27 protein-coding genes are annotated in these 24,178 nt (G+C 59.7%); 18 read left to right on the forward strand and 9 right to left on the reverse strand.

Annotation, left to right across the window (positions count from 1 at the left end; genetic code table 11):
* Positions 1 to 20 precede the first annotated feature (20 nt).
* The 5 genes from atuD (at position 21) to ppnP (ending at position 5,030) form a co-directional block, all read left to right on the forward strand.
* Positions 21 to 1,178 carry a citronellyl-CoA dehydrogenase gene (gene atuD / locus IHQ43_RS20260; protein ID WP_085700109.1) on the forward strand — a complete coding sequence of 386 codons (1,158 nt, stop codon included), beginning with the start codon at positions 21 to 23 and terminating at the stop codon, positions 1,176 to 1,178.
* Positions 1,175 to 1,972 carry an enoyl-CoA hydratase/isomerase family protein gene (locus IHQ43_RS20265; RefSeq protein WP_192561879.1) on the forward strand — a complete coding sequence of 266 codons (798 nt, stop codon included), beginning with the start codon at positions 1,175 to 1,177 and terminating at the stop codon, positions 1,970 to 1,972. The genes atuD and IHQ43_RS20265 overlap by 4 nt, the downstream gene beginning before the upstream one ends.
* 117 nt (positions 1,973 to 2,089) lie before the next feature.
* Complete coding sequence (locus tag IHQ43_RS20270; RefSeq protein WP_192561880.1) at positions 2,090 to 4,051, forward strand: acetyl/propionyl/methylcrotonyl-CoA carboxylase subunit alpha; 1,962 nt, start codon at positions 2,090 to 2,092, stop codon at positions 4,049 to 4,051.
* 69 nt (positions 4,052 to 4,120) lie between these two features.
* Positions 4,121 to 4,663: a 3'-5' exonuclease gene (locus IHQ43_RS20275; RefSeq protein ID WP_192561881.1), complete on the forward strand. Its 543-nt coding sequence runs from the start codon at positions 4,121 to 4,123 to the stop codon at positions 4,661 to 4,663.
* An 82-nt stretch (positions 4,664 to 4,745) separates the two neighbouring features.
* Positions 4,746 to 5,030 (forward strand): pyrimidine/purine nucleoside phosphorylase, encoded by a 285-nt coding sequence (ppnP, locus tag IHQ43_RS20280; RefSeq protein ID WP_007940055.1) that lies wholly within the window; start codon positions 4,746 to 4,748, stop codon positions 5,028 to 5,030.
* A 71-nt stretch (positions 5,031 to 5,101) separates the two neighbouring features.
* Here the strand turns inward: ppnP and IHQ43_RS20285 are convergent, their stop codons facing one another.
* Entirely contained in the window at positions 5,102 to 5,908 is an 807-nt protein-coding gene (locus IHQ43_RS20285; protein ID WP_192561882.1) for an MOSC domain-containing protein, read from the reverse strand.
* Between the two features lie 161 nt (positions 5,909 to 6,069).
* Positions 6,070 to 7,005: a chemotaxis protein CheV gene (locus IHQ43_RS20290; RefSeq protein WP_003226705.1), complete on the reverse strand. Its 936-nt coding sequence runs from the start codon at positions 7,003 to 7,005 to the stop codon at positions 6,070 to 6,072.
* Positions 7,006 to 7,458: 453 nt separating this feature from the next.
* Here IHQ43_RS20290 and IHQ43_RS20295 point away from each other — a divergent pair, with 453 nt between their 5' ends.
* The 3 genes from IHQ43_RS20295 to IHQ43_RS20305 all read left to right on the forward strand — a co-directional run bounded on the left by IHQ43_RS20295 (position 7,459) and on the right by IHQ43_RS20305 (position 9,961).
* Positions 7,459 to 7,929: a hypothetical protein gene (locus IHQ43_RS20295; protein WP_192561883.1), complete on the forward strand. Its 471-nt coding sequence runs from the start codon at positions 7,459 to 7,461 to the stop codon at positions 7,927 to 7,929.
* A 482-nt stretch (positions 7,930 to 8,411) separates the two neighbouring features.
* The gene (locus IHQ43_RS20300; RefSeq protein WP_192565036.1) at positions 8,412 to 9,305 is read left to right on the forward strand and encodes a sensor histidine kinase; all 894 of its coding nucleotides are present in this window, start codon (positions 8,412 to 8,414) and stop codon (positions 9,303 to 9,305) included.
* Positions 9,302 to 9,961, forward strand: a complete 660-nt coding sequence (locus tag IHQ43_RS20305; protein ID WP_192561884.1) for a response regulator transcription factor — start codon at positions 9,302 to 9,304, stop codon at positions 9,959 to 9,961. Before IHQ43_RS20300 ends, IHQ43_RS20305 begins: the two co-directional genes overlap by 4 nt.
* On the opposite strand, the gene yegS is transcribed toward IHQ43_RS20305, so the two are convergent.
* Entirely contained in the window at positions 9,945 to 10,862 is a 918-nt protein-coding gene (gene yegS / locus IHQ43_RS20310) for a lipid kinase YegS (protein ID WP_192561885.1), read from the reverse strand. The genes IHQ43_RS20305 and yegS overlap by 17 nt on opposite strands.
* 313 nt (positions 10,863 to 11,175) lie before the next feature.
* Here yegS and IHQ43_RS20315 point away from each other — a divergent pair, with 313 nt between their 5' ends.
* Positions 11,176 to 11,484 carry a hypothetical protein gene (locus IHQ43_RS20315; protein ID WP_192561886.1) on the forward strand — a complete coding sequence of 103 codons (309 nt, stop codon included), beginning with the start codon at positions 11,176 to 11,178 and terminating at the stop codon, positions 11,482 to 11,484.
* Positions 11,485 to 11,540: 56 nt separating this feature from the next.
* Here the strand turns inward: IHQ43_RS20315 and IHQ43_RS20320 are convergent, their stop codons facing one another.
* Together IHQ43_RS20320 and moaB are read right to left on the reverse strand one after the other, a co-directional pair.
* On the reverse strand, positions 11,541 to 12,767 hold the full coding sequence (locus IHQ43_RS20320; protein WP_192561887.1) for a molybdopterin molybdotransferase MoeA: 1,227 nt from the start codon (positions 12,765 to 12,767) through the stop codon (positions 11,541 to 11,543).
* Positions 12,751 to 13,290 (reverse strand): molybdenum cofactor biosynthesis protein B, encoded by a 540-nt coding sequence (gene moaB / locus IHQ43_RS20325; protein ID WP_192561888.1) that lies wholly within the window; start codon positions 13,288 to 13,290, stop codon positions 12,751 to 12,753. The genes IHQ43_RS20320 and moaB overlap by 17 nt, the downstream gene beginning before the upstream one ends.
* A gap of 81 nt (positions 13,291 to 13,371) precedes the next feature.
* Here moaB and mobA point away from each other — a divergent pair, with 81 nt between their 5' ends.
* Positions 13,372 to 13,974, forward strand: coding sequence for a molybdenum cofactor guanylyltransferase MobA (mobA, locus tag IHQ43_RS20330; RefSeq protein WP_192561889.1), 603 nt, complete (start codon positions 13,372 to 13,374; stop codon positions 13,972 to 13,974).
* Positions 13,975 to 14,052: 78 nt separating this feature from the next.
* Positions 14,053 to 14,274 carry a YgdI/YgdR family lipoprotein gene (locus IHQ43_RS20335; protein WP_007955739.1) on the forward strand — a complete coding sequence of 74 codons (222 nt, stop codon included), beginning with the start codon at positions 14,053 to 14,055 and terminating at the stop codon, positions 14,272 to 14,274.
* An 81-nt stretch (positions 14,275 to 14,355) separates the two neighbouring features.
* Here IHQ43_RS20335 and IHQ43_RS20340 read toward each other — a convergent pair whose 3' ends face one another.
* The 3 genes from IHQ43_RS20340 to IHQ43_RS20350 all read right to left on the reverse strand — a co-directional run bounded on the left by IHQ43_RS20340 (position 14,356) and on the right by IHQ43_RS20350 (position 16,035).
* A complete protein-coding gene (locus IHQ43_RS20340) occupies positions 14,356 to 15,249 on the reverse strand; it encodes a pseudouridine synthase (protein WP_192561890.1) in 894 nt (297 codons plus the stop codon).
* Between the two features lie 69 nt (positions 15,250 to 15,318).
* Complete coding sequence (locus tag IHQ43_RS20345) at positions 15,319 to 15,636, reverse strand: transcriptional regulator (protein ID WP_192565037.1); 318 nt, start codon at positions 15,634 to 15,636, stop codon at positions 15,319 to 15,321.
* A gap of 162 nt (positions 15,637 to 15,798) precedes the next feature.
* On the reverse strand, positions 15,799 to 16,035 hold the full coding sequence (locus tag IHQ43_RS20350; protein WP_007955734.1) for a glutaredoxin family protein: 237 nt from the start codon (positions 16,033 to 16,035) through the stop codon (positions 15,799 to 15,801).
* A 191-nt stretch (positions 16,036 to 16,226) separates the two neighbouring features.
* Between IHQ43_RS20350 and IHQ43_RS20355 the strand changes: the two genes are divergently transcribed.
* The gene (locus IHQ43_RS20355) at positions 16,227 to 17,939 is read left to right on the forward strand and encodes a cation:proton antiporter (protein WP_192561891.1); all 1,713 of its coding nucleotides are present in this window, start codon (positions 16,227 to 16,229) and stop codon (positions 17,937 to 17,939) included.
* On the opposite strand, the gene IHQ43_RS20360 is transcribed toward IHQ43_RS20355, so the two are convergent.
* Positions 17,936 to 19,144 carry an ammonium transporter gene (locus IHQ43_RS20360; protein ID WP_192561892.1) on the reverse strand — a complete coding sequence of 403 codons (1,209 nt, stop codon included), beginning with the start codon at positions 19,142 to 19,144 and terminating at the stop codon, positions 17,936 to 17,938. The two genes, IHQ43_RS20355 and IHQ43_RS20360, sit on opposite strands and share 4 nt — an antisense overlap.
* 318 nt (positions 19,145 to 19,462) lie before the next feature.
* Here IHQ43_RS20360 and IHQ43_RS20365 point away from each other — a divergent pair, with 318 nt between their 5' ends.
* From IHQ43_RS20365 to IHQ43_RS20390, 6 genes are all read left to right on the forward strand, one after another.
* Positions 19,463 to 19,777 (forward strand): ElaB/YgaM/YqjD family protein, encoded by a 315-nt coding sequence (locus tag IHQ43_RS20365; protein ID WP_007955729.1) that lies wholly within the window; start codon positions 19,463 to 19,465, stop codon positions 19,775 to 19,777.
* 2 nt (positions 19,778 to 19,779) lie between these two features.
* Positions 19,780 to 20,166 carry a phage holin family protein gene (locus tag IHQ43_RS20370; protein WP_192561893.1) on the forward strand — a complete coding sequence of 129 codons (387 nt, stop codon included), beginning with the start codon at positions 19,780 to 19,782 and terminating at the stop codon, positions 20,164 to 20,166.
* A complete protein-coding gene (locus tag IHQ43_RS20375) occupies positions 20,163 to 20,501 on the forward strand; it encodes a hypothetical protein (RefSeq protein ID WP_192561894.1) in 339 nt (112 codons plus the stop codon). Before IHQ43_RS20370 ends, IHQ43_RS20375 begins: the two co-directional genes overlap by 4 nt.
* 123 nt (positions 20,502 to 20,624) lie before the next feature.
* A complete protein-coding gene (locus tag IHQ43_RS20380) occupies positions 20,625 to 21,788 on the forward strand; it encodes an EAL domain-containing protein (protein WP_192561895.1) in 1,164 nt (387 codons plus the stop codon).
* A 68-nt stretch (positions 21,789 to 21,856) separates the two neighbouring features.
* Complete coding sequence (locus tag IHQ43_RS20385) at positions 21,857 to 23,185, forward strand: deoxyguanosinetriphosphate triphosphohydrolase (RefSeq protein WP_192561896.1); 1,329 nt, start codon at positions 21,857 to 21,859, stop codon at positions 23,183 to 23,185.
* Positions 23,186 to 23,544: 359 nt separating this feature from the next.
* Positions 23,545 to 24,171 carry a response regulator transcription factor gene (locus IHQ43_RS20390; RefSeq protein ID WP_011335284.1) on the forward strand — a complete coding sequence of 209 codons (627 nt, stop codon included), beginning with the start codon at positions 23,545 to 23,547 and terminating at the stop codon, positions 24,169 to 24,171.
* The last annotated feature ends 7 nt before the right edge of the window (positions 24,172 to 24,178 follow it).

Consider the following 24,178-nt stretch of genomic DNA (forward strand, 5'->3'; position numbering starts at 1 on the left):
ATTAAAGGAGAACAATAAAAATGATCTTCACCCCGGAACACGAAGCACTGCGCCGCACCGTCCGCCAGTTCGTCGAGCACGAGATCAACCCGCACGTCGATGAGTGGGAAAAGGCCGGGCGTTTTCCGATCCACGAGATTTTCCGCAAGGCCGGCGACCTTGGTTTGCTGGGGATTTCCAAGCCGGAAAAATTCGGCGGCATGGGCCTGGATTACAGCTATTCGATCGTCGCCGCCGAAGAGTTCGGCACCATCCACTGCGGCGGTATTCCGATGTCGATCGGCGTGCAGACCGACATGTGCACCCCGGCCCTCGCCCGCTTCGGTTCCGATGAATTGCGCGAAGAATTCCTGCGCCCGGCCATCACCGGCGAGCAGGTCGGTTGCATCGGGGTTTCCGAAGTCGGTGCTGGCTCGGACGTCGCCGGGCTCAAGACCACCGCGCGCAAGGACGGCGACGACTATGTGATCAACGGCAGCAAGATGTGGATCACCAACTCGCCGAGCGCCGACTTCATCTGCCTGCTGGCCAACACCTCGGACGACAAGCCGCACGTCAACAAGTCGCTGATCATGGTGCCGATGAACACACCGGGCATCAGCCTCAGTTCGCACCTCGACAAGCTCGGCATGCGCAGTTCGGAAACCGCCCAGGTGTTTTTCGACAACGTGCGCGTGCCCCAGCGCAATCGCATCGGCCACGAAGGCGCCGGGTTCATGATGCAGATGCTGCAATTCCAGGAGGAACGCCTGTTCGGCGCGGCCAACATGATCAAGGGCCTGGAATACTGCGTCGACAGCACCATCGAGTACTGCAAGGAACGCAAGACCTTCGGCAACGCGCTGATCGACAATCAGGTGATCCACTTCCGCCTCGCCGAACTGCAGACCGAAATCGAATGCCTGCGGGCGTTGGTCTATCAGGCCACCGAGCAATACGTGAAAGGCCAGGACGTCACCCGATTGGCCTCGATGGCCAAGCTCAAGGCCGGGCGTCTCGGTCGCGAAGTCAGCGACAGTTGCCTGCAATACTGGGGCGGCATGGGCTTCATGTGGGACAACCCGGTAGCCCGCGCCTATCGCGACGTGCGGTTGGTGTCGATTGGCGGCGGCGCCGACGAAATCATGCTGGGGATCATCTGCAAACTGATGGGCATCCTGCCGGGGAAAAAGAAATGAGCGCCCTGCCCGATTGCCAGACGCTGTTGCTGGAACGGCACAACGGCGTGCTGCACATCACCCTCAATCGGCCGGAAAGCCGCAACGCCATGAGCCTGCAAATGGTCGCCGAGTTGCGCGCCGTGCTGGCAGAGGTGCGCGATGACCGCAGCGTTCGCGCGCTGGTGCTCAGCGGTGCCGGCGGGCATTTCTGCGCCGGCGGCGACATCAAGGACATGGCCAACGCCCGCGCCCAGGGCAGCGATGCCTATCGTGAGTTGAATCGTGCTTTCGGATCGTTGCTGGAAGAAGCGCAGCACACACCGCAAGTGCTGATCACGGTGTTGCAAGGCGCGGTGCTCGGAGGTGGCTTCGGCCTGGCTTGTGTGAGCGATATCGCCATCGCCGATCATCAGGCGCAGTTCGGCTTGCCGGAAACCAGTCTCGGCCTGTTGCCGGCGCAGATCACGCCGTTTGTGGTGCAGCGCATCGGCCTGACCGAGGCCCGCCACCTGGCCCTGACCGCCGCCCGCTTCGATGGCCATCATGCCCGGCGCCTGGGGCTGGTGCATTTTGTCGAGCAGGATCCACAGGCGCTCGCCGAGCGACTGGATGAAGTGCTCGATCACGTCTTGTGTTGTGCCCCCGAGGCGAATGCGGTGACGAAAAAACTGCTGCTGGCCAGCGCTGGCCAGCCGTCGAGTGAATTGCTGGACGAAGCGGCACAGTGGTTCAGCGCAGCGGTGACCGGTGCCGAAGGGATCGAAGGCACGATGGCGTTTGTGCAAAAGCGCAAACCGAGGTGGGCCCCTTAAAAGCATCGCGGGCAAGCCCGCTCCCACAGTTTTTGTGAGCACCACTGAATCCTGTGGGAGCGGGCTTGCCCGCGATGAGGCCCTTCAATCCACCGCCAACATTCAGGAAAACCCACCATGCCCGCCCTCCACAAAATCCTGATCGCCAACCGCGGTGAAATCGCCTGCCGCATCCAGCGCACCGCCCAGGCCCTCGGTTATCGCACGGTCGCCGTTTTCAGCGACGCCGACGCCGATGCACTGCACGTGCAGATGGCCGATCAAGCGGTGAACATCGGCCCGGCGCCGGTGCAGCAGTCCTACTTGAATATCCCGGCGATCCTCGACGCCGCCCGACGCAGCGGTGCCGACGCCATCCATCCCGGCTACGGTTTCCTTTCGGAAAATGCCGAGTTCGCTCGCGCCTGCGAACAGGCCGGCCTGACCTTCATCGGCCCCAGCGTCGAAGCCATCGAGCTGATGGGCAGTAAACGCCAGTCGAAAATCGCCATGCTCGCCGCGGGTGTGCCGTGCATCGCCGGCTATCAGGGCGCGGAGCAGGACGACTCGACCCTCGCCCGTGAGGCCGAACGCATCGGTTACCCGCTGATGATCAAGGCCAGCGCCGGCGGTGGCGGGCGCGGCATGCGGCTGGTGCACCACGCCGAGGAACTGCCGGCGCAGTTGCGCACGGCGCGCTCGGAAGCCTTGAACGGTTTCGGCAGCGATGAACTGATCCTCGAACAGGCGCTGGTCGAACCGCGCCATGTCGAGGTGCAGCTGTTCGGCGATCGCCACGGCAACCTGATCTACCTCGGCGAGCGCGACTGTTCGATCCAGCGTCGCCATCAGAAAGTCATCGAAGAAGCGCCGTGCCCGGTGATGACCGAGGAACTGCGCCAAGCGATGGGCGAAGCGGCGCTCAAGGCCGGGCGTGCGGTGAACTATGTGGGCGCCGGCACTGTGGAGTTTTTGCTTGATGCCGATGGCCGGTTTTACTTTCTGGAGATGAACACCCGGTTGCAGGTCGAGCATCCGGTGACTGAATTGATTACCGGGCTGGATCTGGTGGCGTGGCAGCTTCTGGTTGCCGAGGGCCAGCCTCTGCCGCTGTCGCAAGCGCAAGTCAAACTCGATGGCCACGCCATGGAAGTGCGCCTCTACGCCGAAGATCCGGCCCAGGGTTTTCTTCCACAGACCGGGCGTGTCGAAGCCTGGGCGCCGGCACTGGATCGCGGAGCGCGGGTCGATCACGGTCTGATCGAAGGGCAATCGGTCTCACCGTTCTACGACCCGATGCTCGGCAAACTGATCGCCCACGGCGCAACCCGCGAGGAGGCCCGGCGCAAACTGCTGTGCGCGGTGCAGGACAGCGTGTTGCTGGGCGTGCAAAGCAATCAGCGGCTGCTCGCCAGCCTGTTGCAGCATCCGCAGTTCATCAGCGGAGAATTCGGCACCGGTTTCATTCCGCAGCACTTTGCCGATCACGACTGCCTGCGCGGCTATTCGCTCAGTGCGGAAGAGCTGGCGGTCGCGGCGGTGCTGTTTTACCAATCCGCCGCGCAGCACCACCGCGCCTCTTTGTCCGGATGGCGCAACAACGCCGGTGCGCCGTTGCTCTACCGCATCGGCCTCCACGGCCGCGACTGGGACGTGCAACTGCGCACCAGCCCGGACAACACGTTTGAAGTGCAGGTCGCGGAACGTGTCATCGAACTCAGACGGGTGGAGCACAACGCCGGGGCGGTGACGCTGGAGATCGATGGCCTGCGCCAGCGCCACGCCTTCCGTCTGCGCGACGATCAGCTCTGGCTGTTCACCCACCCCGGCAGCCTGCATCTGGTGGATCGAACTCACGCGGTGATCGACAGTCAGACCAGCGTCAGTTCCGGCACGTTGAAAGCCCCGATGGATGGCGCCATCATCGACGTGCTCGTCAGCGAAGGCAGCCCGGTCAGCAAGGGCCAACTGCTGGTGGTGCTGGAAGCGATGAAAATGGAGCACCCGCTCAAGGCCGGCATTGACGGCGTGCTCAAGCGGGTGCAGGTCAAGGTCGGCGATCAGGTGAAAAATCGTCAGGTTCTGTTGCAGGTCGAGTAGTCGCCGCGCGCATCCGCAAGGTTTGACTACGCTCTGAATAATCAGGACGCGGAAATCAGGAACCCTGCGATGCCCCATTGGCTGGTCATAGATCTGGAAGCCACCACCGATGAGGGTGGCTGGCCGGTTACGGAAATGGAGATCATCGAGATCGGCGCGACCCTGGTGGATCGCGCCGGTCGCGAGCAGGATCACTTTCAGCGCTTCGTCAAACCGACGCGGCGCCCCTTGTTGACGCCGTTTTGCCGCGAACTCACGCACATCACCCAGGCCAACATCGACGCGGCGCTGCCGTTGAGCGAAGTGTGGCCGGCCTTCGAGCGCTGGCTCGGTCAGCACCAGACGCGCCTTGAAGGCTGGGCCAGCTGGGGCGATTACGACCGCAAGCAGTTGCTTCAGGAATGGCAGCGCCTGCAACTCGACAGCGCCCTGAGCCGGGTACCGCACATGAACCTCAAACAACGCTTTGCCAAGGCCCGACGCCTTGAACGGCCTCTGGGTCTCAATGGCGCGTTGCAACTGGCGGGCATGCAGTTCACCGGTCAACAACACCGGGCGCTGGAAGATGCGCGCAATACCGCCCGATTATTGCCGTTGGTACTGCCGCTCTAGCGCAGGTGACGGCGCCCGGTGCCTTGTGCATACTGGCCGACCCTTTTTGACCCTTTTAAGCCCTTTTCGAGAGGAATCGCCCATGTTTAAAGTCAACGAGTACTTCGACGGCACCGTCAAGTCGATCGCTTTTGGCACCGCTGAAGGCCCTGCGACCATCGGCGTCATGGCCCCGGGCGAATACGAATTCGGCACCAGCCAGCGTGAAATCATGCACGTGGTCTCGGGCGCCCTGACCGTCAAACTGCCGGACAGCAGCGACTGGGAAACCTTCGCCGCCGGCAGCCAGTTCAACGTGCCAGCCAACAGCAAGTTTCAGCTGAAAGTGGCCGTCGACACCGCTTACCTGTGCGAATACCGCGGCTGAACCCACGGTTTTCGGCGGTCATGAAAAATGCCCGTGTCCAAGGACACGGGCATTTTTCGTTTCAGGGCGGGTTATTCGAGGATTTCCACCGGCATGCCGACTTCAAGCCGGCCGTTGCCATCGTTGACCAGGTTCTGGCCGAACATCGCGCCGTCAGCCTGGGCGCGGGTCTTCTGCAAGGTCGCCAGGGGTTCGCGGTCAGCGCTGCGCTCACCGGTCTGCGGATCAATCGTGGTAAGAATGCAACGCGAGCAGGACTTGACCACGCGGAACTCGACATCGCCAATACGAATCCGCTTCCAGCCATCCTCGGCGTAAGCATCACTGCCTTCGATCACCAGATTCGGCCGGAACCGAAGCATTTCCAGAGGCCGCCCGACTTCCTGCGACAGGTGTTGCAGTGATGCCTCGCCAATCAGCAGCAACGGGAAGCCGTCGGCAAACGCCACCTGGTCGTCATCGTTGCCGTACCCGGCTTGGGTCGTCCGGGCGCGATCCAGCGGCACTTGCACCAATCGGGTTGGCTTGCCGATGAAATCGCTGACCCAGCGGGCCGCCTCTTCACCGGCATCCGGTACGCGCAGGGTATCGCGCCAGATGGTCACGCCACGCAGGTCGTCGTCGCTGCCGGGCAAGGCGATATCAATTGCCGAATGCCCCGAAGCGCTGAGCGTCAGCCCACCAGCGGCATTCCACAGCGCCGACAGCTGACTCATTTTCGCTTCGGCACGCTGGGTCAGGAACCGCCCGCTGGCCTCGTCCACCAGCATCCAGCGTCGATCGCCCTCAAGCCCCAGTTTGTCCAGGCCGATCCCTTGCAGGACCTCGCCCTTGGCGGATTTCAACGGGTAACGATAAAGCGCGCTCAGACGCAGCATGGCCAGCTCCCTGGTGGGTCAAAAACGCCACCCTATACGAGCTTTGTCAGCGAATCAAAGCCCAAAAACTGTGGGAGCGAGCTTGCTCGCGAAAGCGGCGTTTCAGCCCATAAAAATATTGAATGTGACACCGCCATCGCGAGCAAGCTCGCTCCCACAGATCAGGCCGGCACTTCGTCGAGCATCAGACGCTGACGGACCACATCGACCAGTTTGTCCGGCTGGAACTTGGAGAGGAAGTTGTCGCAGCCGACCTTCTTCACCATCGAGTCGTTGAAACTGCCGGACAGCGAGGTGTGCAATACCACATACAAGCCACGCAGGCGCGGGTCGTTGCGGATTTCGGTGGTCAGGCGATAGCCGTCCATTTCCGGCATTTCCGCATCGGTGAACACCATCAGCAGTTTGTCGGTCATGTTCACCCCGGTGTCCGCCCAGGCCTTGAGCATGTTCAGGGCTTTCAGGCCATCGCTGGCGATGTGCATCTTCACGCCCAACTGGCCGAGGGTGTCGCGCAATTGCGAGAGCGCCACGTTGGAATCGTCGACCAGCAACACTTCGCGACCACGAGCACGTTCCAGAACCGGATCGTCCAGTTTGTCGCGGGAGACCTTGGCGTTGTACGGAACGATTTCGGCGAGGACTTTCTCGACGTCGATGATTTCCACCAGTTGATCGTCGACCTTGCTGATGGCCGTCAGGTAATGCTGACGACCGGCGCTGGTCGGCGGCGGCAGGATGGCTTCCCAGTTCATGTTGACGATGCGGTCCACGCCGCCAACGAGGAAGGCCTGCACCGAACGGTTGTATTCAGTGACGATGATCGTGCTGTTCGGTCCCGGCACCAGTGGGCGCATGCCGATCGCCTGGGACAGGTCGATCACCGGCAGGGTCTGGCCACGCAGGTTGACCACACCGCAGACAAACGGATGACGCTGGGGCATCAGGGTCAGTTTCGGCAGTTGCAGGACTTCCTGCACCTTGAACACGTTGATCGCGAACAATTGGCGCCCGGCCAGTCGAAACATGAGAATTTCCAGGCGATTCTCACCCACCAGTTGCGTGCGTTGGTCTACCGTGTCGAGAATGCCGGCCATCAATGACTCCTGGGCTTGTTCTGATGAATTCACTATTGGGGGTTATCGGCTGAATCTGGCGGATCTTGATCCCGTCACAAATCACCAACAAAATGCCATGAGCGGGCATTGATGTCACATTAACATCATGCTTTACTGGCCCGGTGAAATCATCTGCTACATTCTCTATCGGCGCGACCCCGATTTGCGCCACAGGTTCCCGTGCCTAAGGGAATCCCCTAGTAACAATCAGGCCCAACCTGATATTCGCGATATCCAATAGCCATTAATGTGACGCCATTCTCATTGCATGAACGGAGTCAGGCTATTGTGTGCGATCGCAGTTCAGTGGAAACCCATCCTCTTGAAACCCCAGTTTTGTGCCAATGCACACCGGGGCGCGGTCTTGCGACGGTTCATGATCGTCGACACACACGGCATTCCCTCATCAGACATGACGTGGTGGAGATAAGCATGCCGTACGACCGTAGTGACTGGGCGCAGCGGTTCCCCGAATTCCTTGTCGAGGCTGAAACGCTCCTGGCCAAGTCTGAAGAATGCCTCAGCCATCTGCAGCTGATCAGCAATGACAAGGATGCCATCGACTGCATGCTCAGCACCCTCCTCAAACTGGCGAACAAGGCAGATGCATTGGCGCTGGAGGCGGTATCCGGATTTTCCCTGCACCTGCATGGCCTGCTCACCCGGGTACAGGATCACGTGGATTTGCATGCACAAGCCCTGCAAGCACTGAAAGACTGCTTCACCCTGATGGCCTGGCAACTGGAGCTGGTTGACCCAAGCACCGGTCAATTGGGTCTGGATGAAAGCGAACAGGTGTCGCTACTCGAAGCCTTTGCCTGCCAGGTCGGGGAGACTCACTTTCAATTGCCGCTCAATGGCAAGCCGATGTCTCTCGTAAACTGGTCGGAGCGTCAAGCGTAACCGTGCACACCGTGGGCTGTTTAGCCCCTCAGTCTTCGCCGTCGAATGTCGCAATTGAATAGTTCATGCCTGCCCGCGACACCTTCCAATAAATAATTACGAGCGATGAATGCAGACTATCCTCTGCTGATGTCAGGGTTTTCCTGTGTAAAAGAAAACTTGCGGCAGCATCGATAATTATCGAGTCAGGTACTTCAACTTCTCCATTATGGAACCCTCGTCCAAGACGACCAGTTTCCTGACTCTTTGGACATATAGTGCAAACGCGACCAACGGTATGTTAAGTGGTATTATGCCGCCCGTTAGTTGTTTCAGTTAATGGCATTGTGATTTCAATGATCGGTCTCCACCGAAGTTGGCGCTCAATTATCGATCACTGAACCGTTTAGAAATCAACAACCTGAATGACAGTTTTCCAGACAGAGACCGCCAGCCCTTCTGTACGGTCTGCCCGCAGCGAACATCCATTGGCTCCATCCGCTATGTACGCCAGCCTCAAGTCAATCACCACATGGCCTCCCTCCCGAGAAAATGCCCGCAGGTTCACACTCCTGCTGTGTACGGCTTCGGCCCTGGGCAGCCTGTTGAGTTATGGCGTCTCCGCGCCGTTGTCGCTCGGCCTGCTGCTGATCAACGTGGCGGCCGCCGGCTGCGTCTGGACACAACATCGCCTGTCGCGCAAATCCATCAAGTTTCAGCCTCAGGAACTGGCCGACCGTTTGCTGGAAGTCCAGGAAAACGAGCGTCATCGCCTGAGTCGCGAACTGCACGACGACATCGGCCAGTTGCTGACCGCCGCCAAGTTGCAAAGCGAATGGCTCAAGCGCCGTTTGCCCGCCGATATGCAGGAACACTGTTCGGCACTGTGCGAAACACTGGATGAAACCCTCAACAAGGTGCGCGACGTATCGGCCATTCTCAACCCACGCCAGCTGACCAGTCTGGGCCTGGAGGCGAGTCTGCGCGCGCATCTGCTCAAGACATTGACCAATACGTCGGTGCACTGGAGCCTGGACTGTCAGCAGCGTCTCAATGGCATCCCCGAAGAAATGGCCGTCGCCGCCTTTCGCATCACGCAGGAAGCGGTGACCAATATCCTTCGCCATGCACAAGCCAAAAACCTGCTGATCCGCGTGCAACGCCTGCCGCAAGGCTTGACTCTGCTGATCAGCGACGATGGTCTGGGCTTTTCCCCGGCGGCGAACCCCGGCCGCGAAGGACAGCGGGGCATGGCCGGGATGGCCGAGCGCATCGAGCAACTGGGCGGCACCCTGAGCGTGACCAGTGAGCCGGGCAAAGGTACTCAAATCGAAGCACTATTCCCCTGGGCGCCCCGGGCACTCGAGCGGGCCAGTACGAATAAGGTTATGCGTTGACTTGTAACTTACTTCTGGTGGATGACCACTCGCTGATCAGGGCCGGCGTGCGCGCCCTGGTGCTGGATATTCCCGGTTATGCAGTCATCGGCGAGGCCAATGATGGCTCGCAGCTGCTCGAAATGGTCGAGCAGCTGTCTCCCGATATCGTATTGCTGGACATTTCCATGAAAGAAACCAGCGGTCTGGAAGCCTTGCAGCGGCTCAGACGTGTACGCCCGCAGAGCAAAGTGCTGATTCTGTCGATGCACACCGACCCCGCGTTGATCATGCAGGCGCTGGAGTCCGGTGCTCACGGCTACCTGCTCAAGGACACCACGGCCACCGAACTCGAACATGCACTGGAAGCGCTGCGCAACAACGAGCGCTACCTGAGCCCTGCCATCGCACACACCGTGATCAATCAGGCGCTGACCCGCAACCTGAAGCAGCAGCCGGAAGTCGCCGAGTCGCATAACCTGACAGCTCGCCAGCTGGAAATCCTGCGCCTGATCGTGCGCGGCAAGTCCACCCGGGAAATCGCCAATGGCCTGGGCTTGAGCATCAAAACGGTCGAAACCCACCGTTCGCAGATCATGAAGCGTCTGCAGATCTACGATGTGGCGGGCCTGGTCCTGTTTGCCGTGCGAGAACAGATCATCAGTCTGGACGACTGAGACGATCCGTTGCGCCCAACAGTGGCGAGTCCTTGGGCAAATGCACACGCAACGCCCCTGGACGCGCCGCGAATCGCAGACTCTCGCCCTCCAGTGGCTCGCCGTCGAGATTGATGCAAAGCCCTTCGGCAACCTTGATTTCAATCCACGGCAAACGCGTGCGCACAAACATGTTGTCGATGCCGAAACCGTCGCTGAGCAGATTCTTCAGTGTCCCGACCAGCTCCTGTGGTGCTGGCAAGATACTGATATCCAGAAGACCGTCGTCCACCAGCGCTTCCGGGCACAACACTTGCCCACCGCCGGCCTGACGGCCATTGCCGATACCCAGTGCCAGCAGCTCGCCACTCCAGTGAAAGTCCGGCCCCTGCAATTCACCATAGGCGGCGTGCAGCTCACTGAACCGCGATAAACCAGTGAACAGGTAGGCCGCGCCACCCAGCACCTTTTTCAGATCTTCCGACGTATTGGCTGTCACCTGGCTGCCAAACCCGCCGGTAGCCATGTTCAGGAAGATCTGCCCACCGACCTCACCCAGATCGATGTCATGGGAGGGCGCCTCGAGCAACTCAAGCGCCTCGGCCGGCTCCATCGGAATAGCCGCCGCGCGGGAAAAATCGTTGGCGGTTCCCAACGGCAAAAGCACCAGACTGGCCTTGCCCGGCTGCGCCGCCAGCGCTTCCGCGATGTCACGCAGGGTGCCATCCCCACCACCGGCGATGATCTGACGAAATCCCGCGTCCAGCGACTCTTTCACCAGCCGCTGGGCATCACCCGCCTCCCAGGTCAGGCGGACAGCCAGCTCCCAGCCCTGTTTTCGTTTGTTCTCGACAGCGGCACGAACCGCCTCGTTGAGTGCCTGCTTGCCATGCAGAATCAACAATGCCTTGCGTTCACTCATTGCGGTTACTCCCGGAATTAAATCAGTACGAGACATCTTGACCCTCAAGAGGAGTAAAAAAGTCGCTCGCCTACTGATTAATTCCTGCTGCTCGCCTACTCGTCCTACACGCCGGTACTTTTTCGTACAGAACGTAAGGAATCGGCTCAATTGACCAAGTCCGGTCATTGGTACAACGTGTGTCGGCGTTAGCGATCTTCAATTCAATTACACAAGGATGTGCATCTAATGAGTGGATACAGTTTCAGGACTTTCGATACTTTGCATACCGGCATGTGCCAAGAGACTCCCATGGCAGCAGGCGGGCGTCTCCATGCAAAGCCATGAAGCAAGACTATCCGTGAGTCCGGTTGCCTCTCTCTCCGAAAGTCGCGCCAGTCTTAAAGACGAATTCAAATGCTGCGCCAGAAATGCTGGAGAAAACGATATGGAACCGCGTGTCACCGAGCTGGAAACTCACCTCAAGTACATTCGACGCGACATGGACGAAGTACGAGGAGACGTCAAAGCCATCAAACATCGTCTTGCCTACTCGGCAGGCGCGACAGCGATGGTGCTCGGACTGGTGGGCTGGATTGCCAATAGCCGGTTCGATCAACTTGTCGCGCTGATCAGCCGTTGACCGACAGAAAGGCAGGCATCGTGTAACCACTGTGCCTGCCTTTCAAATGCCTGCGATCAACCGAGAAGCTCGCTGAGTGGAATGAAGGGCACCATGTCTTCCTCGGCCAGGACTCGTCCCTCCTGTACCTCCACCAGCCCCTCGGCCCAGGCAGCGCTGCGCAAAACGCCGGAACTCTGGTTACGGTAGATAGTAGCGTGTCCCTGCTCCAGACGTCCCCGCAAATACTCACGTCGATTGCCAGCCTGAGGCCAGACAAACCCTGCGGGCACCGAAAACTTCATCGGCTCGACATCCTGTACGCCCTGGCGACGCAACAGATAAGGCCGGGTCAACAAGGCAAAGGTCACCAGTGTCGAGGCGGGATTTCCCGGCAACCCAATCACCGGAACATTTCGAAAATGCCCGAACGTAAGCGGTTTGCCAGGCTTTATTGCCAGTTTCCAGAGTGTCAGCTCGCCCTCTTCCCTCAATGCTATTCCGAGGAAATCCGCCTCTCCGACCGATACGCCACCGGTCGAAAGAATCAGGTCTACATCCTTGAGCTCCCCAAGTCTCGCACGGGTGGTGGGCAGGTCATCAGGCAGGATACCGGCATCCACCACTTCACATCCCAAACGCTGCAACCAGCTGCACAACAACACCCGGTTGCTGTTGTAGATCTGTCCCGGCCCCAATGCCGTGCCAGGTTCGACCAACTCGTCCCCCGTGGACAGCACCGCCACACGAACCCGGCGAACCACCTCGAGCTCTGCGCAACCCAGCGATGCGGCCAGCCCCTGTTCGATCGGACCGAGCCGGGTGCCTGCGGCCAGGACCAACTCACCGACGGTCGTTTCCTGGCCTTGCGGGCGAATGTTCTGCCCGGCCACCATCGTCTCGATAAAACTCACGCGCCCGTCGGCATGAATCTCGACGTTTTCCTGCATCTCGACACAGTCGGCACCAGCAGGCACCGGAGCGCCCGTGAATATCCGCGCACAGGTTCCCGGCTTCAAAGGATCGGGCGCCTGTCCGGCGAAAATCTTCTGACTGACCACTGACGGCTCGCCGGTCCAGTCGGACAGCTTCAAGGCATAACCGTCCATGGCACTGTTCGGCCATGGCGGCAGATCCAGCGTCGAAATCAGATCCTGCGCCAGCACCCGCCCCTGAACCTGCGCCAGTGGCAAAGACTCGAACTCGACAATCCGCGAGCGCTCGGCCATTTCCAGCAACCGCGCCAACGCCTCTTCGACAGACATCAGACTGCCAGTCTTGCCCGGCTTACCCACGGGATTCACAAGGCGCCGCCTGTTTCAAATGAGTAACGAAATTGCACGGGCGGTGGCGTGAGTCCAGTTGCTCAGCCAGGATGCCATCCCAACCGGTGCGAACCGCGTTGGTCGAACCTGGCAGGCAGCAGACCAGCGTGCCATTGGCCAGTCCCGCCAAAGCCCGGGATTGCACGGTAGAGGTGCCGATATCGGCCACCGATATCTGGCGGAACAGCTCACCAAAACCATCGACCTGTTTGTCCAGCAGGCAGGCCACAGCTTCCGGAGTGCTGTCGCGACCAGTAAAACCGGTGCCCCCGGTGATCAGCACGACTTGCACAACATCGTCGGCAATCCAGTGGGCGACTTGCGCACGAATTTTGTACAGGTCATCTTTGAGCAGCACTCGCTGCGCCAGATAATGGCCAGCAGCTATTAGACGGTCGACGAAGACCTGGCCGGAGGTATCGGTTTCCAGGGTTCGGGTATCGCTGACCGTCAGTACCGCGATATTGAGCGGCACGAAAGGTACATCAGCCTTGGCTTTCATAGGCTCGTCCAGTTGTAGGAGAAACAGCCCGGTGTTATATCACAGCGCCCCCTTTTTTCACCGTCCTTGCGGAGAGCAGCCATGACCTCGGATACGCCATTGCCCCCCTGCTCCGTCCTGTTGCTGGCGGGTGGACGCGGCCAGCGGATGGGCGGCCAGGACAAGGGACTCGTGGAATGGCACGGTGAACCGCTGATCGCACATCTGCAGCGCAAGGTTCGGCCGTTGACGGATGACCTGATCATCTCCTGCAACCGCAATCGTGAACGTTATGCGCCGTTCGCCGATGTGTTGGTGACGGATGACGAAGAAGATTTTCCCGGCCCGCTGGCTGGCATTCGTGCCGGCTTGAAAGTCGCGCGCCACTCCCACTTGATGGTGCTGCCCTGCGATGTTCCGCGCATCGACCTTGCGCTGCTGCACAGCATGCGCGAGGCGGCCAGCCTGAATTCTGAAAAACCTTTAATGTTGCGACATGACGATCACTGGGAACCCCTGCTTTGCGTGATTCCAGTGGCGCTCCTGCCTGCCTTCGAGGAGGCCTGGAGCAAGGGAGAACGCAGCCCCGGCCGGCTGATGCGCAATCTCGATGCCCAGGCCCTGGTTTGCCCTGACAACGATCCACGCCTGGCCAATCTCAACACCCCTGAACTGTTGAGTTCGCACAACACTGTGTCAGACTGACAGCATTCAAGGAACTTGCACGCCTTGTATACGTCTCAAGCTCAGTAACCAAAAGAATTTCCCTTCGGAGACACACTCATGACTCAACGGACCCTCGCCACTTTCATGCTCGCACTGGGCCTCGCCACCCTCGCCGGTTGCGCTTCGCCAACAGTGATCACCTTGAATGACGGTCGCGAAATCCAGGCTGTCGACGCCCCCAAGTATGATGAAGATTCGGGCTTCTACGAGTTCGAACAATTGGACGGCAAGCACACCCGCATCAACAAGGATCAGATCCGCACTGTCAAAGAGCTGTAAGTCTTCAGTTCGACAGCGGATACAGAAAAGCCCGCAATATGCGGGCTTTTTCGTGTCTGACAGAAAAGGGTCTACCTGTGATCACCACTCCAGCGCAATCCGGCTTTCAAATTCCCGTGCCTGACCAGTGACCGGATCGATAAACCGTAACCCCTGTGCCAGGAGTTTGAGCGGATTGGCGTAGTCATCCTCAACGTCCTTGAGCACTTCAGGGTAAAACGGATCATTGCAGATGCTTGCCCCCAACGCCGTCATGTGCACCCGCAGTTGATGCTTCTTGCCGGTCACCGGATACAGGCCGTAGCGCCAGAGTTGGCCGTTCTTTTCGCGAACCTCCACCGCCGTTTCGGTATTGCTTGCACCCGGTCCTTCCTGCATGCGGAAAAACGGTTCGCCGTCGACCATGCGACTCTTGTGCACCAACGGAAAGTCCAGCCCGGGCAGCGCGGCAGCAATGGCTTCATAGCGTTTTTCGATCTGCCGGGTCGGGAACAGTGACTGATACGCCGACCGCGTCTGTGGGTTGGCCGAGAAAATCACCAGCCCGGCCGTGTGCCGGTCAATCCGGTGCAGCGGCACCAGGTGGGGATTGTCCAGGCGACGGATCAATCGGCGAAGCAACGTCTGCTCGACGTACTCGCCTGCCGGGGTCACCGGAAGGAAATGCGGCTTGTCAGCCACCACCAGATGATCATCCGCATACAAAATCGACTCGACTACCGGGATCGGTTTTTCATCCGGCACTTCACGAAAATAGTGAATGCGCAGCCCTTCCCTGTAGGGCAAGTCCAGCGCAATCGGCTGCCCCTGACCATCCAGCACCCGGCCCCGGGCGATTCGATCCAGCCATTGATCACGCCCGATGGCACTGAAATGCTCACACAGACAATCGAGCACAGTCCGCCAATTGCCGGGGGGCAGATAAAGCGTGCTGGCCTGATTCTGTGCGGCGGAAAATGTGGATGTGCTGGACATACGGAAAACTCGAACCTTCAAAGCAGAGCGGCATTATCCAACACCGGGCGCAGCAGACCTAGCGCAGAATCAGGCGGGAATCGATTTGAGCGCCGCCGCCTCGGTGAACTCCTTGAGCCAGCGCAGTACATCGACGGCGTCCCAGCGGCCCGGATCGTACAAGGCGTACAAAAGCCCCTGATATCCAACCACGTCCAGTTGCTTGTGGTAGCCGGCACGCTGGAACAAGGCCTCGATCTCGGCAAAACACGTATTGAAATGCAGCTTGTTGAAGGGGGTCTTGCCTTCCGTGACCAGACCGTCCAGGCGCAATTCGCGGACGGCCTCGCTCACCACGTCAACCGACATCCCGTTCACGCTGCTTTTCAACTGTTCGACATTGACCACGGTTGCTCCCTCTGACATCCGGCCCGCCCTGATGAATGCCCGGAAACGGCATGGCAGGCCAACTCAATTACTGTATGCGCATACAGTAACCGAATAACCCGAAAAGTGCCAAGCCGTGATTGAGCGAAGGTGACGAGCGCCATCAGCGCAGAAGAAAAAAACTCAACGCAGGAATGCCACCACCTGATCGGCGCTGAACGGCCACCCCAACTCGGCGCCGGTATCGACTCTGCGCAGGACAGGGATCCTCAGGCTGTAAGCCTCGAACCACGATTCATCGTCAGCAATATCCACCAGCTCCACCAGCAGACCATGCTCGACAAAAGGCATCAGTTCGGCCTCTGCGACTTCACACAAATGGCACCCCAGGGTGCCGAACAACTGGCATTCAGGAAGCATGTGCGCTCAACCCCAAAAATCGAGTGATCATTCTAGGCCTGCCCGCAAAGCCCGTCGACCCACCCACCCGGTTCGAAACCGCGCCTCGTAAAACCCTGATGTAAATCAGCCCACAAAATCGCCTTTTACGCGATGCTCCGGTGTTTTTTTACCTCTACGCTTGAAGAGCCTGACCTGTCCCGGAGTGTCTTGTGTTTGCCAATCTGCTGATCATTCTGGCGTCGTCCCTGGTGATGATTGCCCTGTTCCGACGCCTGCGCCTGCCGCCTGTGCTGGGCTACCTGTGCGTGGGGTTGATGGTCGGGCCGAAGGCATTCGACTGGATCAATGAAAGCGAACACTTGCCGGATCTTGCCGAGCTGGGCGTGGTGTTTCTTCTGTTTTCCCTGGGGCTGGAATTCTCCCTTTCGAAAATGATTGCCCTGCGCAAAGTGGTTTTCCGCCTGGGCAGCCAGCAGGTGCTGATCACCACACTGCTGCTTGGAAGCATTCTGATGCTGCTTGGCATGCCCGCTACGCCGGCGTTGCTGCTGGGCGCCGGCCTGTCACTGTCATCCACGGCGATTGTGACCAAGGAACTGGGCAGTCTCGGCGAAATTTTCAGCAGCCACGGCCAGAACGCAGTCGGCGTTCTGTTGTTTCAGGATGTGGTGGCCGTGTTGCTGCTGACGCTGGTGCCGGTGTTCGCCGGCAGCAGTGATCAGGCCTGGTACTGGGCACTGCCCCTGACTTTGTTGAAGACCGTATTGCTGTTTTTCGGTTTGTTGCTGGCCAGCCGCTGGCTGCTGCCCCGCCTGTTTCAGGAAGTCGCGGCTTCCCGATCGGCAGAATTGTTCGTGCTGCTGGCACTGGTGATCGTGTTGCTGACGGCCTGGCTGACCCACTTGCTGGGCCTGTCTCCAGCCCTCGGCGCGTTCCTCGCGGGCATGCTGCTGGGCGAGAGCCATTACCGGCATCAGATCGAGGCCGATATCCGGCCGTTTCGTGACATTCTGCTGGGGCTGTTTTTCGTCAGCATCGGCATGCTGATCGACCTGCAACTGTTCGTCAGCCACAGCCTGCTGATTGTCGGCATGACCCTGGGTTTACTAATGATCAAAGGCCTGGTGGTGGCGCTGCTTGTGAAATGGCGTGGCAGCGACAGTGAAACGGCCTGGCGCAGCGGTCTTGCCCTCGCCCAGGGCGGTGAGTTCTGCTTCGCCCTGATGGCACAGATGCAGCAGACCCGGTTGCTCCCGGCGGAGCTCGGTGCCCTGCTGCTCGCTGCCACCTTCTGCTCGATGCTGCTGACGCCCCTGCTGTTGCGCGCCGCACCACGCATCGCCTCCGCCCTGCATCGCAAACCCAATCAAGAAGCGCAGATCGAGGAAATCAGTGCCCTCAATGCCGGGGTCGACGGGCATGTGGTGATCTGTGGTTACGGCCGTGTCGGTCAGTCGATCGGACGATTCATGCGCAATGCCGGGCAAACCTATATCGCGCTGGACAACGATCCGGTGCGGATACAGGAAGCCGCCAACGTCGAACGCGACGTCCACTACGGCGATTCAACACGCGGCGATCTGTTGACCGCCGTCGGTTTGCTGCGCGCCAGGTTGCTGGTGATTGCCGTGGATCAAGCCGACGTGGCATTGCTGGTTCTCGAGGAGGCTCGGCGCCTCAACCCGACAGTCCCGATCCTGGTGCGCACCCGGGACGACAGCCAGTCGGCCGAGCTGAAAGCAGCAGGCGCCAGCGAAGTGGTGCCGGAACTGCTGGAGTCGAGCCTGATGCTCGGTTCCCATGCCCTGATCCTGCTGGGGTTTCCCGCACATCGGGTGCAGGAGAAAGTCGATCAGGTGCGCATGGATCGCTATCGCTTGCTTCACGGCTTTTATCCAGGAGCCGACGATGAGGAGACCTAGTCCTGACTCACCGCGCCGATCTTGTGCAGCGACAGGTCTGCGCCGTAGTACTCCTGTTCCTGGCTCAGGCGCAGACCATGCAACGCCTTGATCGAGCCATAGACGGCAAAACCGCCGATCAGCGCCACCGCCACACCGAGGGCGGTGCCGATCAACTGGCTGATCAGGCTGACGCCACCGAGTCCGCCCAGCGCGGTCGATCCGAAGATCCCACAGGCAATGCCACCCCACACACCACACAGACCATGCAATGGCCAGACACCCAGCACATCGTCGATGCGCCATTTGACCTGCGCCGCCGTGAAACACCAGACAAACAGGGCGCCGGCAATCGCGCCGGTCACCAGCGCGCCGACCGGGTGCATCAGGTCGGAACCGGCGCACACCGCCACCAGCCCGGCCAACGGGCCGTTGTGCAGAAAGCCCGGGTCGTTGCGCCCGACGATCAACGCCGCCACCGTGCCGCCGACCATCGCCATCAGCGAATTGACCGCCACCAGTCCGCTGACCCCTTGCAGGGTCTGCGCACTCATCACGTTGAAACCGAACCAGCCGACGATCAGGATCCACGATCCCAACGCCAGAAACGGAATGCTCGACGGCGCGAACGCCACCAGCTTGCCATCGCGATAGCGCCCGTTGCGTGGCCCGAGCAGCAACACCGCCGCCAGCGCCAGCCAACCACCCATGGCATGTACCACCACCGAACCCGCAAAGTCATGGAAGGCTGCACCGAATTGCGCAGTCAGCCAGGCTTGCAGGCCGTAGTTGCCGTTCCAGATCATGCCTTCGAAAAACGGGTAAATGAACGCTACGATCAGCGCCGTGGCGCACAGTTGCGGCACAAACCGCGCCCGTTCGGCGATGCCGCCGGAAATGATCGCCGGGATCGCCGCCGCAAAGGTCAGCAGGAAGAAAAACTTCACCAGTCCATAACCATGATCGGCACTGAGTACCGCCGCCGGCTGCAGGAAGGTCACGCCGTACGAAAGCCAGTAGCCTATAAAGAAATAGGCCAGGGTCGACACCGCAAAGTCGCTGAGGATCTTCGACAGTGCGTTGACCTGATTTTTCTGGCGAACCGTTCCAACCTCCAGAAACGCGAAACCGGCGTGCATGGCCAGCACCATGACTGCACCGATCAGAATGAACAACGTATTGGAACTGTGAACCAGCGTGTCCACAGCGCTTTGCAGATTTTCCATGAGGAGGCAGACCCAAGGCTGAAAAAGGCACCAAAGCGGTTCATGCGCACATTTCATGCACCAAGTTGCGACCGCACAGTCACCGATCCGGTTGGCCGGTGAACCGCTTTGGCGCACAAGGTCGATGGGCTGACATGAACCCTCGTCATCCGGGCCTTGCGTTGCCCGGTTTCGCGCCCGGCAACAGCGCACTGCCACCGATCGACGCACCACGACACAGCAAAAGCTGTACCAAGCACTTGTACTGAACCTTCACACTTGGCTCATACTCGAACGCTTCAGAACACCGCTTCAGAACGCCACTTACGGAGATCCCCCATGGCCAGCATCAAGGCAAAGACTGCTCAAGAAATCCTGATGAACGACTTCCAGACTCTGGTCAGCGACACTGAACGGTTGCTGGAACACACCGCCACGCTGGCCGGTGATCAGGCCGACGAGTTGCGCGAACAGATCCACGAAAGCCTGCTGCGCGCACGGGAAACCCTGAAGCTGACCGAAGACACCCTGCGCGAACGCGGCCAGGCGGCGGTGACCGCTACCGAGGAATACGTGTCGGCCAACCCTTGGCAATCGGTGGGGATTGCCGCCGGCGTCGGCTTTCTCATCGGCCTGCTGGCCACACGGCGCTGATCATGTCGATCGGTGAATCCGGCCCGAACTCGGGCACCGCCTCCTCCACGCGTCGTCTGGGTGCTGCCGTTCTCGGCCTGCTGCACAGCCACGTCGAATTGTTCGGCATCGAACTGCAGGAGCAGAAAGCACGTACCGTCAGCCTGTTGCTGTTCGCCGGCCTGGCGCTGGTGTTTGCACTGTTGTTGCTGGTCGGCCTGTCGACCCTCGTACTGATCGTGTTCTGGGACACGTATCGCCTGGCCGCAATTATCGGTCTGTGCGTGTTCTATACCTTGGCGGCAGTCTTCTGCGCCATGCGTCTCAAAGCCGCGATCTTCGATGAATCATCGCCCTTCCACGGAACTCTGGAAGAATTGGCCAATGATCGGGAGCGCCTGTTGCCATGAGCCTGCCTGAACTTCCGCACAACAGCTCACGCAGGGAAATGCGCAAGGCACTTATCCGTTTGCGCATGGAAATGCATCGTCAGGAAATCCGTCACGAAACCGGCCAGGTCTTGCAACCTTTGCAACGCATGCGTGGCATGACGCAAAACCTGCAGGACGGCTTCGGCATCAAGCACGCGCCGTTGTGGGGCGTGGCGGCCGTGACGCTGCTGGGCTTCATCACGGGTAAAGGGGCCAAAAGCGGTGGCGTCGGCGGTTTGACCCGACTGATCCGCCTGGGCACCAGTCTCGGCCCGCTGATCAAACTGGTCATGCAGAGTTCGAGCAAGCGCTGATCCCTCGCATCTGGCTGCATTCTTGCAACACCAGCGGGATTGAATCTCTTATCCGGAGGTTCAATCCCGCTCGCCTATCCGGCCGGCAGAATTCGACCAGAACAAGAATGACAAGGAGGCCCCGTGATCGACGGGCAACCGCTCGCCTGCTTTCAACCTTTCATCGATACCGCCACCGGACGCATTGCAGGCGTCGAGGCACTGGGCCGTCTGCGCCAGGCCGATGGCCAGCTGGCGTCGGTCGGACCGCTGTTCGCCGACCCGCGCACACCGGCCATTGCACTGCGCCGACTGGACCGGCAGATCCGCGACAACGCGCTGAGTAGACTGCACGAAGCACCTGCGGACTGGTTTCTGAGCCTGAACATGTCACCGCGCTGGATCAGCCGCTTGCGTGCCGATCAGCCGCTGCCGAGCCTGAAACAACTCGCGCGGCACGGCATCGACCCGCAAAGGATTGTTTTCGAGATCACCGAACTCGGCGGCAACAGCCAGCGCCTGACCGAAGTCGTGGCGCGCTATCGCGATGCCGGCGCCCGGATCGCCATCGACGATTTCGGCGCCGGTTACTCGCAGCTCGATCGCGTGCTGGCGCTGCAACCGGACATTCTCAAACTCGACATGCGCCTGTTCCAGGCGGCTGCACTTGGCGGGCCGAGCAGTGACGTGGTCAAGGCCCTCGCCCAAATGGCGGAAAAAACCGGCTGCTGGATCATTGCCGAAGGCGTGGAAACTGCGGCGCAACTGAATTTCGCACTGGAGTGCGGATCGCGTTATGTGCAGGGTTTTCTGTTCGCCCGGGCGCAGGAGGCGCTTTTCGGTACGGATGACTTCGTTGAGCGTTTCGCCGAGCTGCGCCAGTCGTACGTGCGCCAGAAACTGGCAGAGCGCGGCAAATTGATGTTCATGCGCCAGCAACTCAGCGAGCTCATGGCCATTCTGCAAACCTGGGCCCAGGCCCGTGCCCCGCTCAGTGCCCTGCCCCGGCTCGACGCCTTTCCCTGGCTGCTGCGCTTTTATCAATGCGACCGTCACGGCACCCAGCTGACACCAAACCTGGAATGGCGACCAAGTGGCTGGGTCGCCGACAATCGCTATCTGGGCCACAACTGGTCGTGGCGTCCGTACTTCTATCACCTGCTGGCCGAGGGCTGGGAAGAGCGGCGACTGACGCTTTCCAACACCTACCGCGACGCCACCAGCAACCAGTATTGCCTGACCGCCGGACAGTTTTTCGATAACGGTGAGCGCCTGCTGTTGATCGACATCGATGCCGCGGGCCTTTAGTTACGCTTGCAGATGCCAGCCTGAACCGGGAAGCTAGGGAATCAGTCACCTGACGGAGAGAATCAGCCTTGGATTGGCATACCCTGCTCAACCGCGAACGTCTCGGCAAACCGTTGCACAGCCCGCAGGAACTTGGCCGCAGCCCGTTCCATAAAGACCATGACCGCATCATCTTCTCCGGCGCCTTCCGCCGCCTGGGTCGCAAGACCCAGGTGCATCCGGTGTCGAGCAACGACCACATTCACACGCGCCTGACCCACTCGCTGGAAGTCAGTTGCGTAGGTCGCTCGCTGGGCATGCGCGTCGGCGAAACCCTGCGCCGTGCCCTGCCCGAATGGTGCGAGCCAAGCGATCTGGGGATGGTGGTTCAATCGGCCTGTCTGGCGCACGACATCGGCAACCCGCCGTTCGGCCACTCCGGCGAAGACGCGATCCGCCACTGGTTCCAGCAGGCTGCGGGACGCGGCTGGCTGGACGCAATGAGCGACGCCGAGCGTGGCGACTTCCTGAACTTCGAAGGCAATGCCCAGGGTTTCCGGGTACTCACGCAGCTGGAATATCACCAGTTCGACGGCGGTACCCGGCTGACCTATGCCACTCTCGGCACTTACCTGAAGTACCCCTGGACCGCGCGCCATGCCGACTCCCTGGGTTACAAGAAGCACAAATTCGGTTGCTACCAGAGCGAACTGCCGTTGCTCGAACAGATCGCCCACAAGCTGGGCCTGCCACAACTGGAAGAGCAGCGTTGGGCGCGCCATCCGCTGGTGTATCTGATGGAGGCGGCAGACGACATCTGCTACGCCTTGATCGATCTGGAAGACGGGCTGGAAATGGAGCTGCTGGAGTACGCCGAAGTCGAGTCGCTGCTGCTCGGTCTGGTAGGCGATGATCTGCCGGAAACCTATCGTCAGCTCGGCCCGCAGGATTCGCGCCGGCGCAAACTGGCAATCCTGCGCGGCAAGGCCATCGAGCACCTGACCAACGCCGCCGCACGGGCCTTCGTCGAACAACAGGACGCACTGCTGGCCGGAACGCTGCCGGGGGATCTGGTGGAACATATGCACGGTCCGGCCAAGCGTTGTGTGTTGAACGCCAAGGACATCGCTCGCAAGAAAATCTTTCAGGACAAGCGCAAGACCCTGCATGAAATCGGCGCCTACACGACCCTGGAAATTCTGCTCAACGCCTTCTGTGGCGCCGCCCTGGAGCAACACAACGGCCGCACACCGTCGTTCAAGAGCCGCCGTATCCTCGATCTGCTGGGCAACAACGCACCGGATCCGCGCGGTCCTTTGCACGCTTCCTTCCTGCGCATGATCGACTTCATCGCCGGCATGACCGACAGCTATGCCAGTGACATGGCGCTGGAAATGACCGGACGTTCCAGCCATTGACGCCTGCGCCCCGACCGTTCCGCGATGGATCGGTCGGGCGCCGGGTGCGTACGCCGATGACTGCCCCCTCTAATGTGCGTTCAGTCGGAAGGACGAAAGATAAAACCTGAAATCAACTAACAACAATCATTCAAAGCCTTTACCCGCCAAACTTTCTCTGCACGCCATAAACTTTATCAAGTCCAGGCACAGAACATCTCACGCCTCTACCTACGCCAAAACTAGTTAACCCGTAGTCTGATTCCTCTTTATTTGTAGGACTTATCCTAGATTGCCGCTAATGCCCTATGGGTTCATGCGGGTGTTCATTCGATTGAGCTAAGGTTCGCCCTTTATTTGCGCTCGCATGGGACTTGATTATGAACTCCGTTTTTATTGTCGACGATCACCCGGTCATCCGCCTTGCCGTTCGAATGCTCCTGGAACATGAAGGTTATAAAGTCGTCGGAGAAACCGATAACGGTGTCGATGCCATGCAGATGGTACGCGAATGCATGCCCGACCTGATCATTCTCGACATCAGCATTCCCAAGCTCGATGGCCTGGAAGTCCTGGCCCGCTTCAACGCCATGAGCTCACCATTCAAGACGCTGGTATTGACTGCACAATGCCCGACCCTGTTCGGCATTCGCTGTATGCAATCAGGTGCATCGGGTTACGTGTGCAAGCAGGAAGACCTGAGTGAGCTGGTCAGTGCAATCAAAGCTGTCCTTTCTGGCTACAACTATTTTCCCAGCCAGGCATTGAACCCTGTTCGTCACGATGACGTGCGCTACGCCGAACTGGAACTTTTCAAATCAGTCAATGATCGGGAACTAATGGTTCTGCAACTTTTCGCCCAAGGCCGCACAAACAAGGAAATTGCCAAAGGCATGTTTCTCAGCAACAAAACAGTAAGCACTTATAAAAAACGACTGATGCAAAAACTGAAGGCCAAGTCTCTCGTAGAACTTATCGAAATGGCCAAACGTAACGCACTCGTGTGAGAGCCAA

The sequence above is a fragment of the Pseudomonas gozinkensis genome, assembly GCF_014863585.1.
Lineage (GTDB): Bacteria > Pseudomonadota > Gammaproteobacteria > Pseudomonadales > Pseudomonadaceae > Aquipseudomonas > Aquipseudomonas gozinkensis.

Excerpts from the sequence above, each read along its gene's own strand:
- IHQ43_RS20270 (WP_192561880.1), top strand. The coding sequence starts at position 2,090 with ATGCCCGCCCTCCACAAAATCCTGATCGCCAACCGCGGTGAAATCGCC.
- IHQ43_RS20360 (WP_192561892.1), bottom strand. The coding sequence starts at position 19,144 with ATGGAAAATCTGCAAAGCGCTGTGGACACGCTGGTTCACAGTTCCAAT.
- IHQ43_RS20375 (WP_192561894.1), top strand. The coding sequence starts at position 20,163 with ATGAGCCTGCCTGAACTTCCGCACAACAGCTCACGCAGGGAAATGCGC.
- IHQ43_RS20295 (WP_192561883.1), top strand. The coding sequence starts at position 7,459 with ATGCCGTACGACCGTAGTGACTGGGCGCAGCGGTTCCCCGAATTCCTT.
- IHQ43_RS20290 (WP_003226705.1), bottom strand. The coding sequence starts at position 7,005 with ATGGCCGGCATTCTCGACACGGTAGACCAACGCACGCAACTGGTGGGT.
- IHQ43_RS20390 (WP_011335284.1), top strand. The coding sequence starts at position 23,545 with ATGAACTCCGTTTTTATTGTCGACGATCACCCGGTCATCCGCCTTGCC.
- moaB (WP_192561888.1), bottom strand. The coding sequence starts at position 13,290 with ATGAAAGCCAAGGCTGATGTACCTTTCGTGCCGCTCAATATCGCGGTA.
- atuD (WP_085700109.1), top strand. The coding sequence starts at position 21 with ATGATCTTCACCCCGGAACACGAAGCACTGCGCCGCACCGTCCGCCAG.
- IHQ43_RS20315 (WP_192561886.1), top strand. The coding sequence starts at position 11,176 with ATGCAAAGCCATGAAGCAAGACTATCCGTGAGTCCGGTTGCCTCTCTC.
- IHQ43_RS20285 (WP_192561882.1), bottom strand. The coding sequence starts at position 5,908 with ATGCTGCGTCTGAGCGCGCTTTATCGTTACCCGTTGAAATCCGCCAAG.
- yegS (WP_192561885.1), bottom strand. The coding sequence starts at position 10,862 with ATGAGTGAACGCAAGGCATTGTTGATTCTGCATGGCAAGCAGGCACTC.
- IHQ43_RS20300 (WP_192565036.1), top strand. The coding sequence starts at position 8,412 with ATGTACGCCAGCCTCAAGTCAATCACCACATGGCCTCCCTCCCGAGAA.
- IHQ43_RS20275 (WP_192561881.1), top strand. The coding sequence starts at position 4,121 with ATGCCCCATTGGCTGGTCATAGATCTGGAAGCCACCACCGATGAGGGT.
- ppnP (WP_007940055.1), top strand. The coding sequence starts at position 4,746 with ATGTTTAAAGTCAACGAGTACTTCGACGGCACCGTCAAGTCGATCGCT.
- IHQ43_RS20335 (WP_007955739.1), top strand. The coding sequence starts at position 14,053 with ATGACTCAACGGACCCTCGCCACTTTCATGCTCGCACTGGGCCTCGCC.
- mobA (WP_192561889.1), top strand. The coding sequence starts at position 13,372 with ATGACCTCGGATACGCCATTGCCCCCCTGCTCCGTCCTGTTGCTGGCG.
- IHQ43_RS20340 (WP_192561890.1), bottom strand. The coding sequence starts at position 15,249 with ATGTCCAGCACATCCACATTTTCCGCCGCACAGAATCAGGCCAGCACG.
- IHQ43_RS20365 (WP_007955729.1), top strand. The coding sequence starts at position 19,463 with ATGGCCAGCATCAAGGCAAAGACTGCTCAAGAAATCCTGATGAACGAC.
- IHQ43_RS20370 (WP_192561893.1), top strand. The coding sequence starts at position 19,780 with ATGTCGATCGGTGAATCCGGCCCGAACTCGGGCACCGCCTCCTCCACG.
- IHQ43_RS20265 (WP_192561879.1), top strand. The coding sequence starts at position 1,175 with ATGAGCGCCCTGCCCGATTGCCAGACGCTGTTGCTGGAACGGCACAAC.
- IHQ43_RS20350 (WP_007955734.1), bottom strand. The coding sequence starts at position 16,035 with ATGCTTCCTGAATGCCAGTTGTTCGGCACCCTGGGGTGCCATTTGTGT.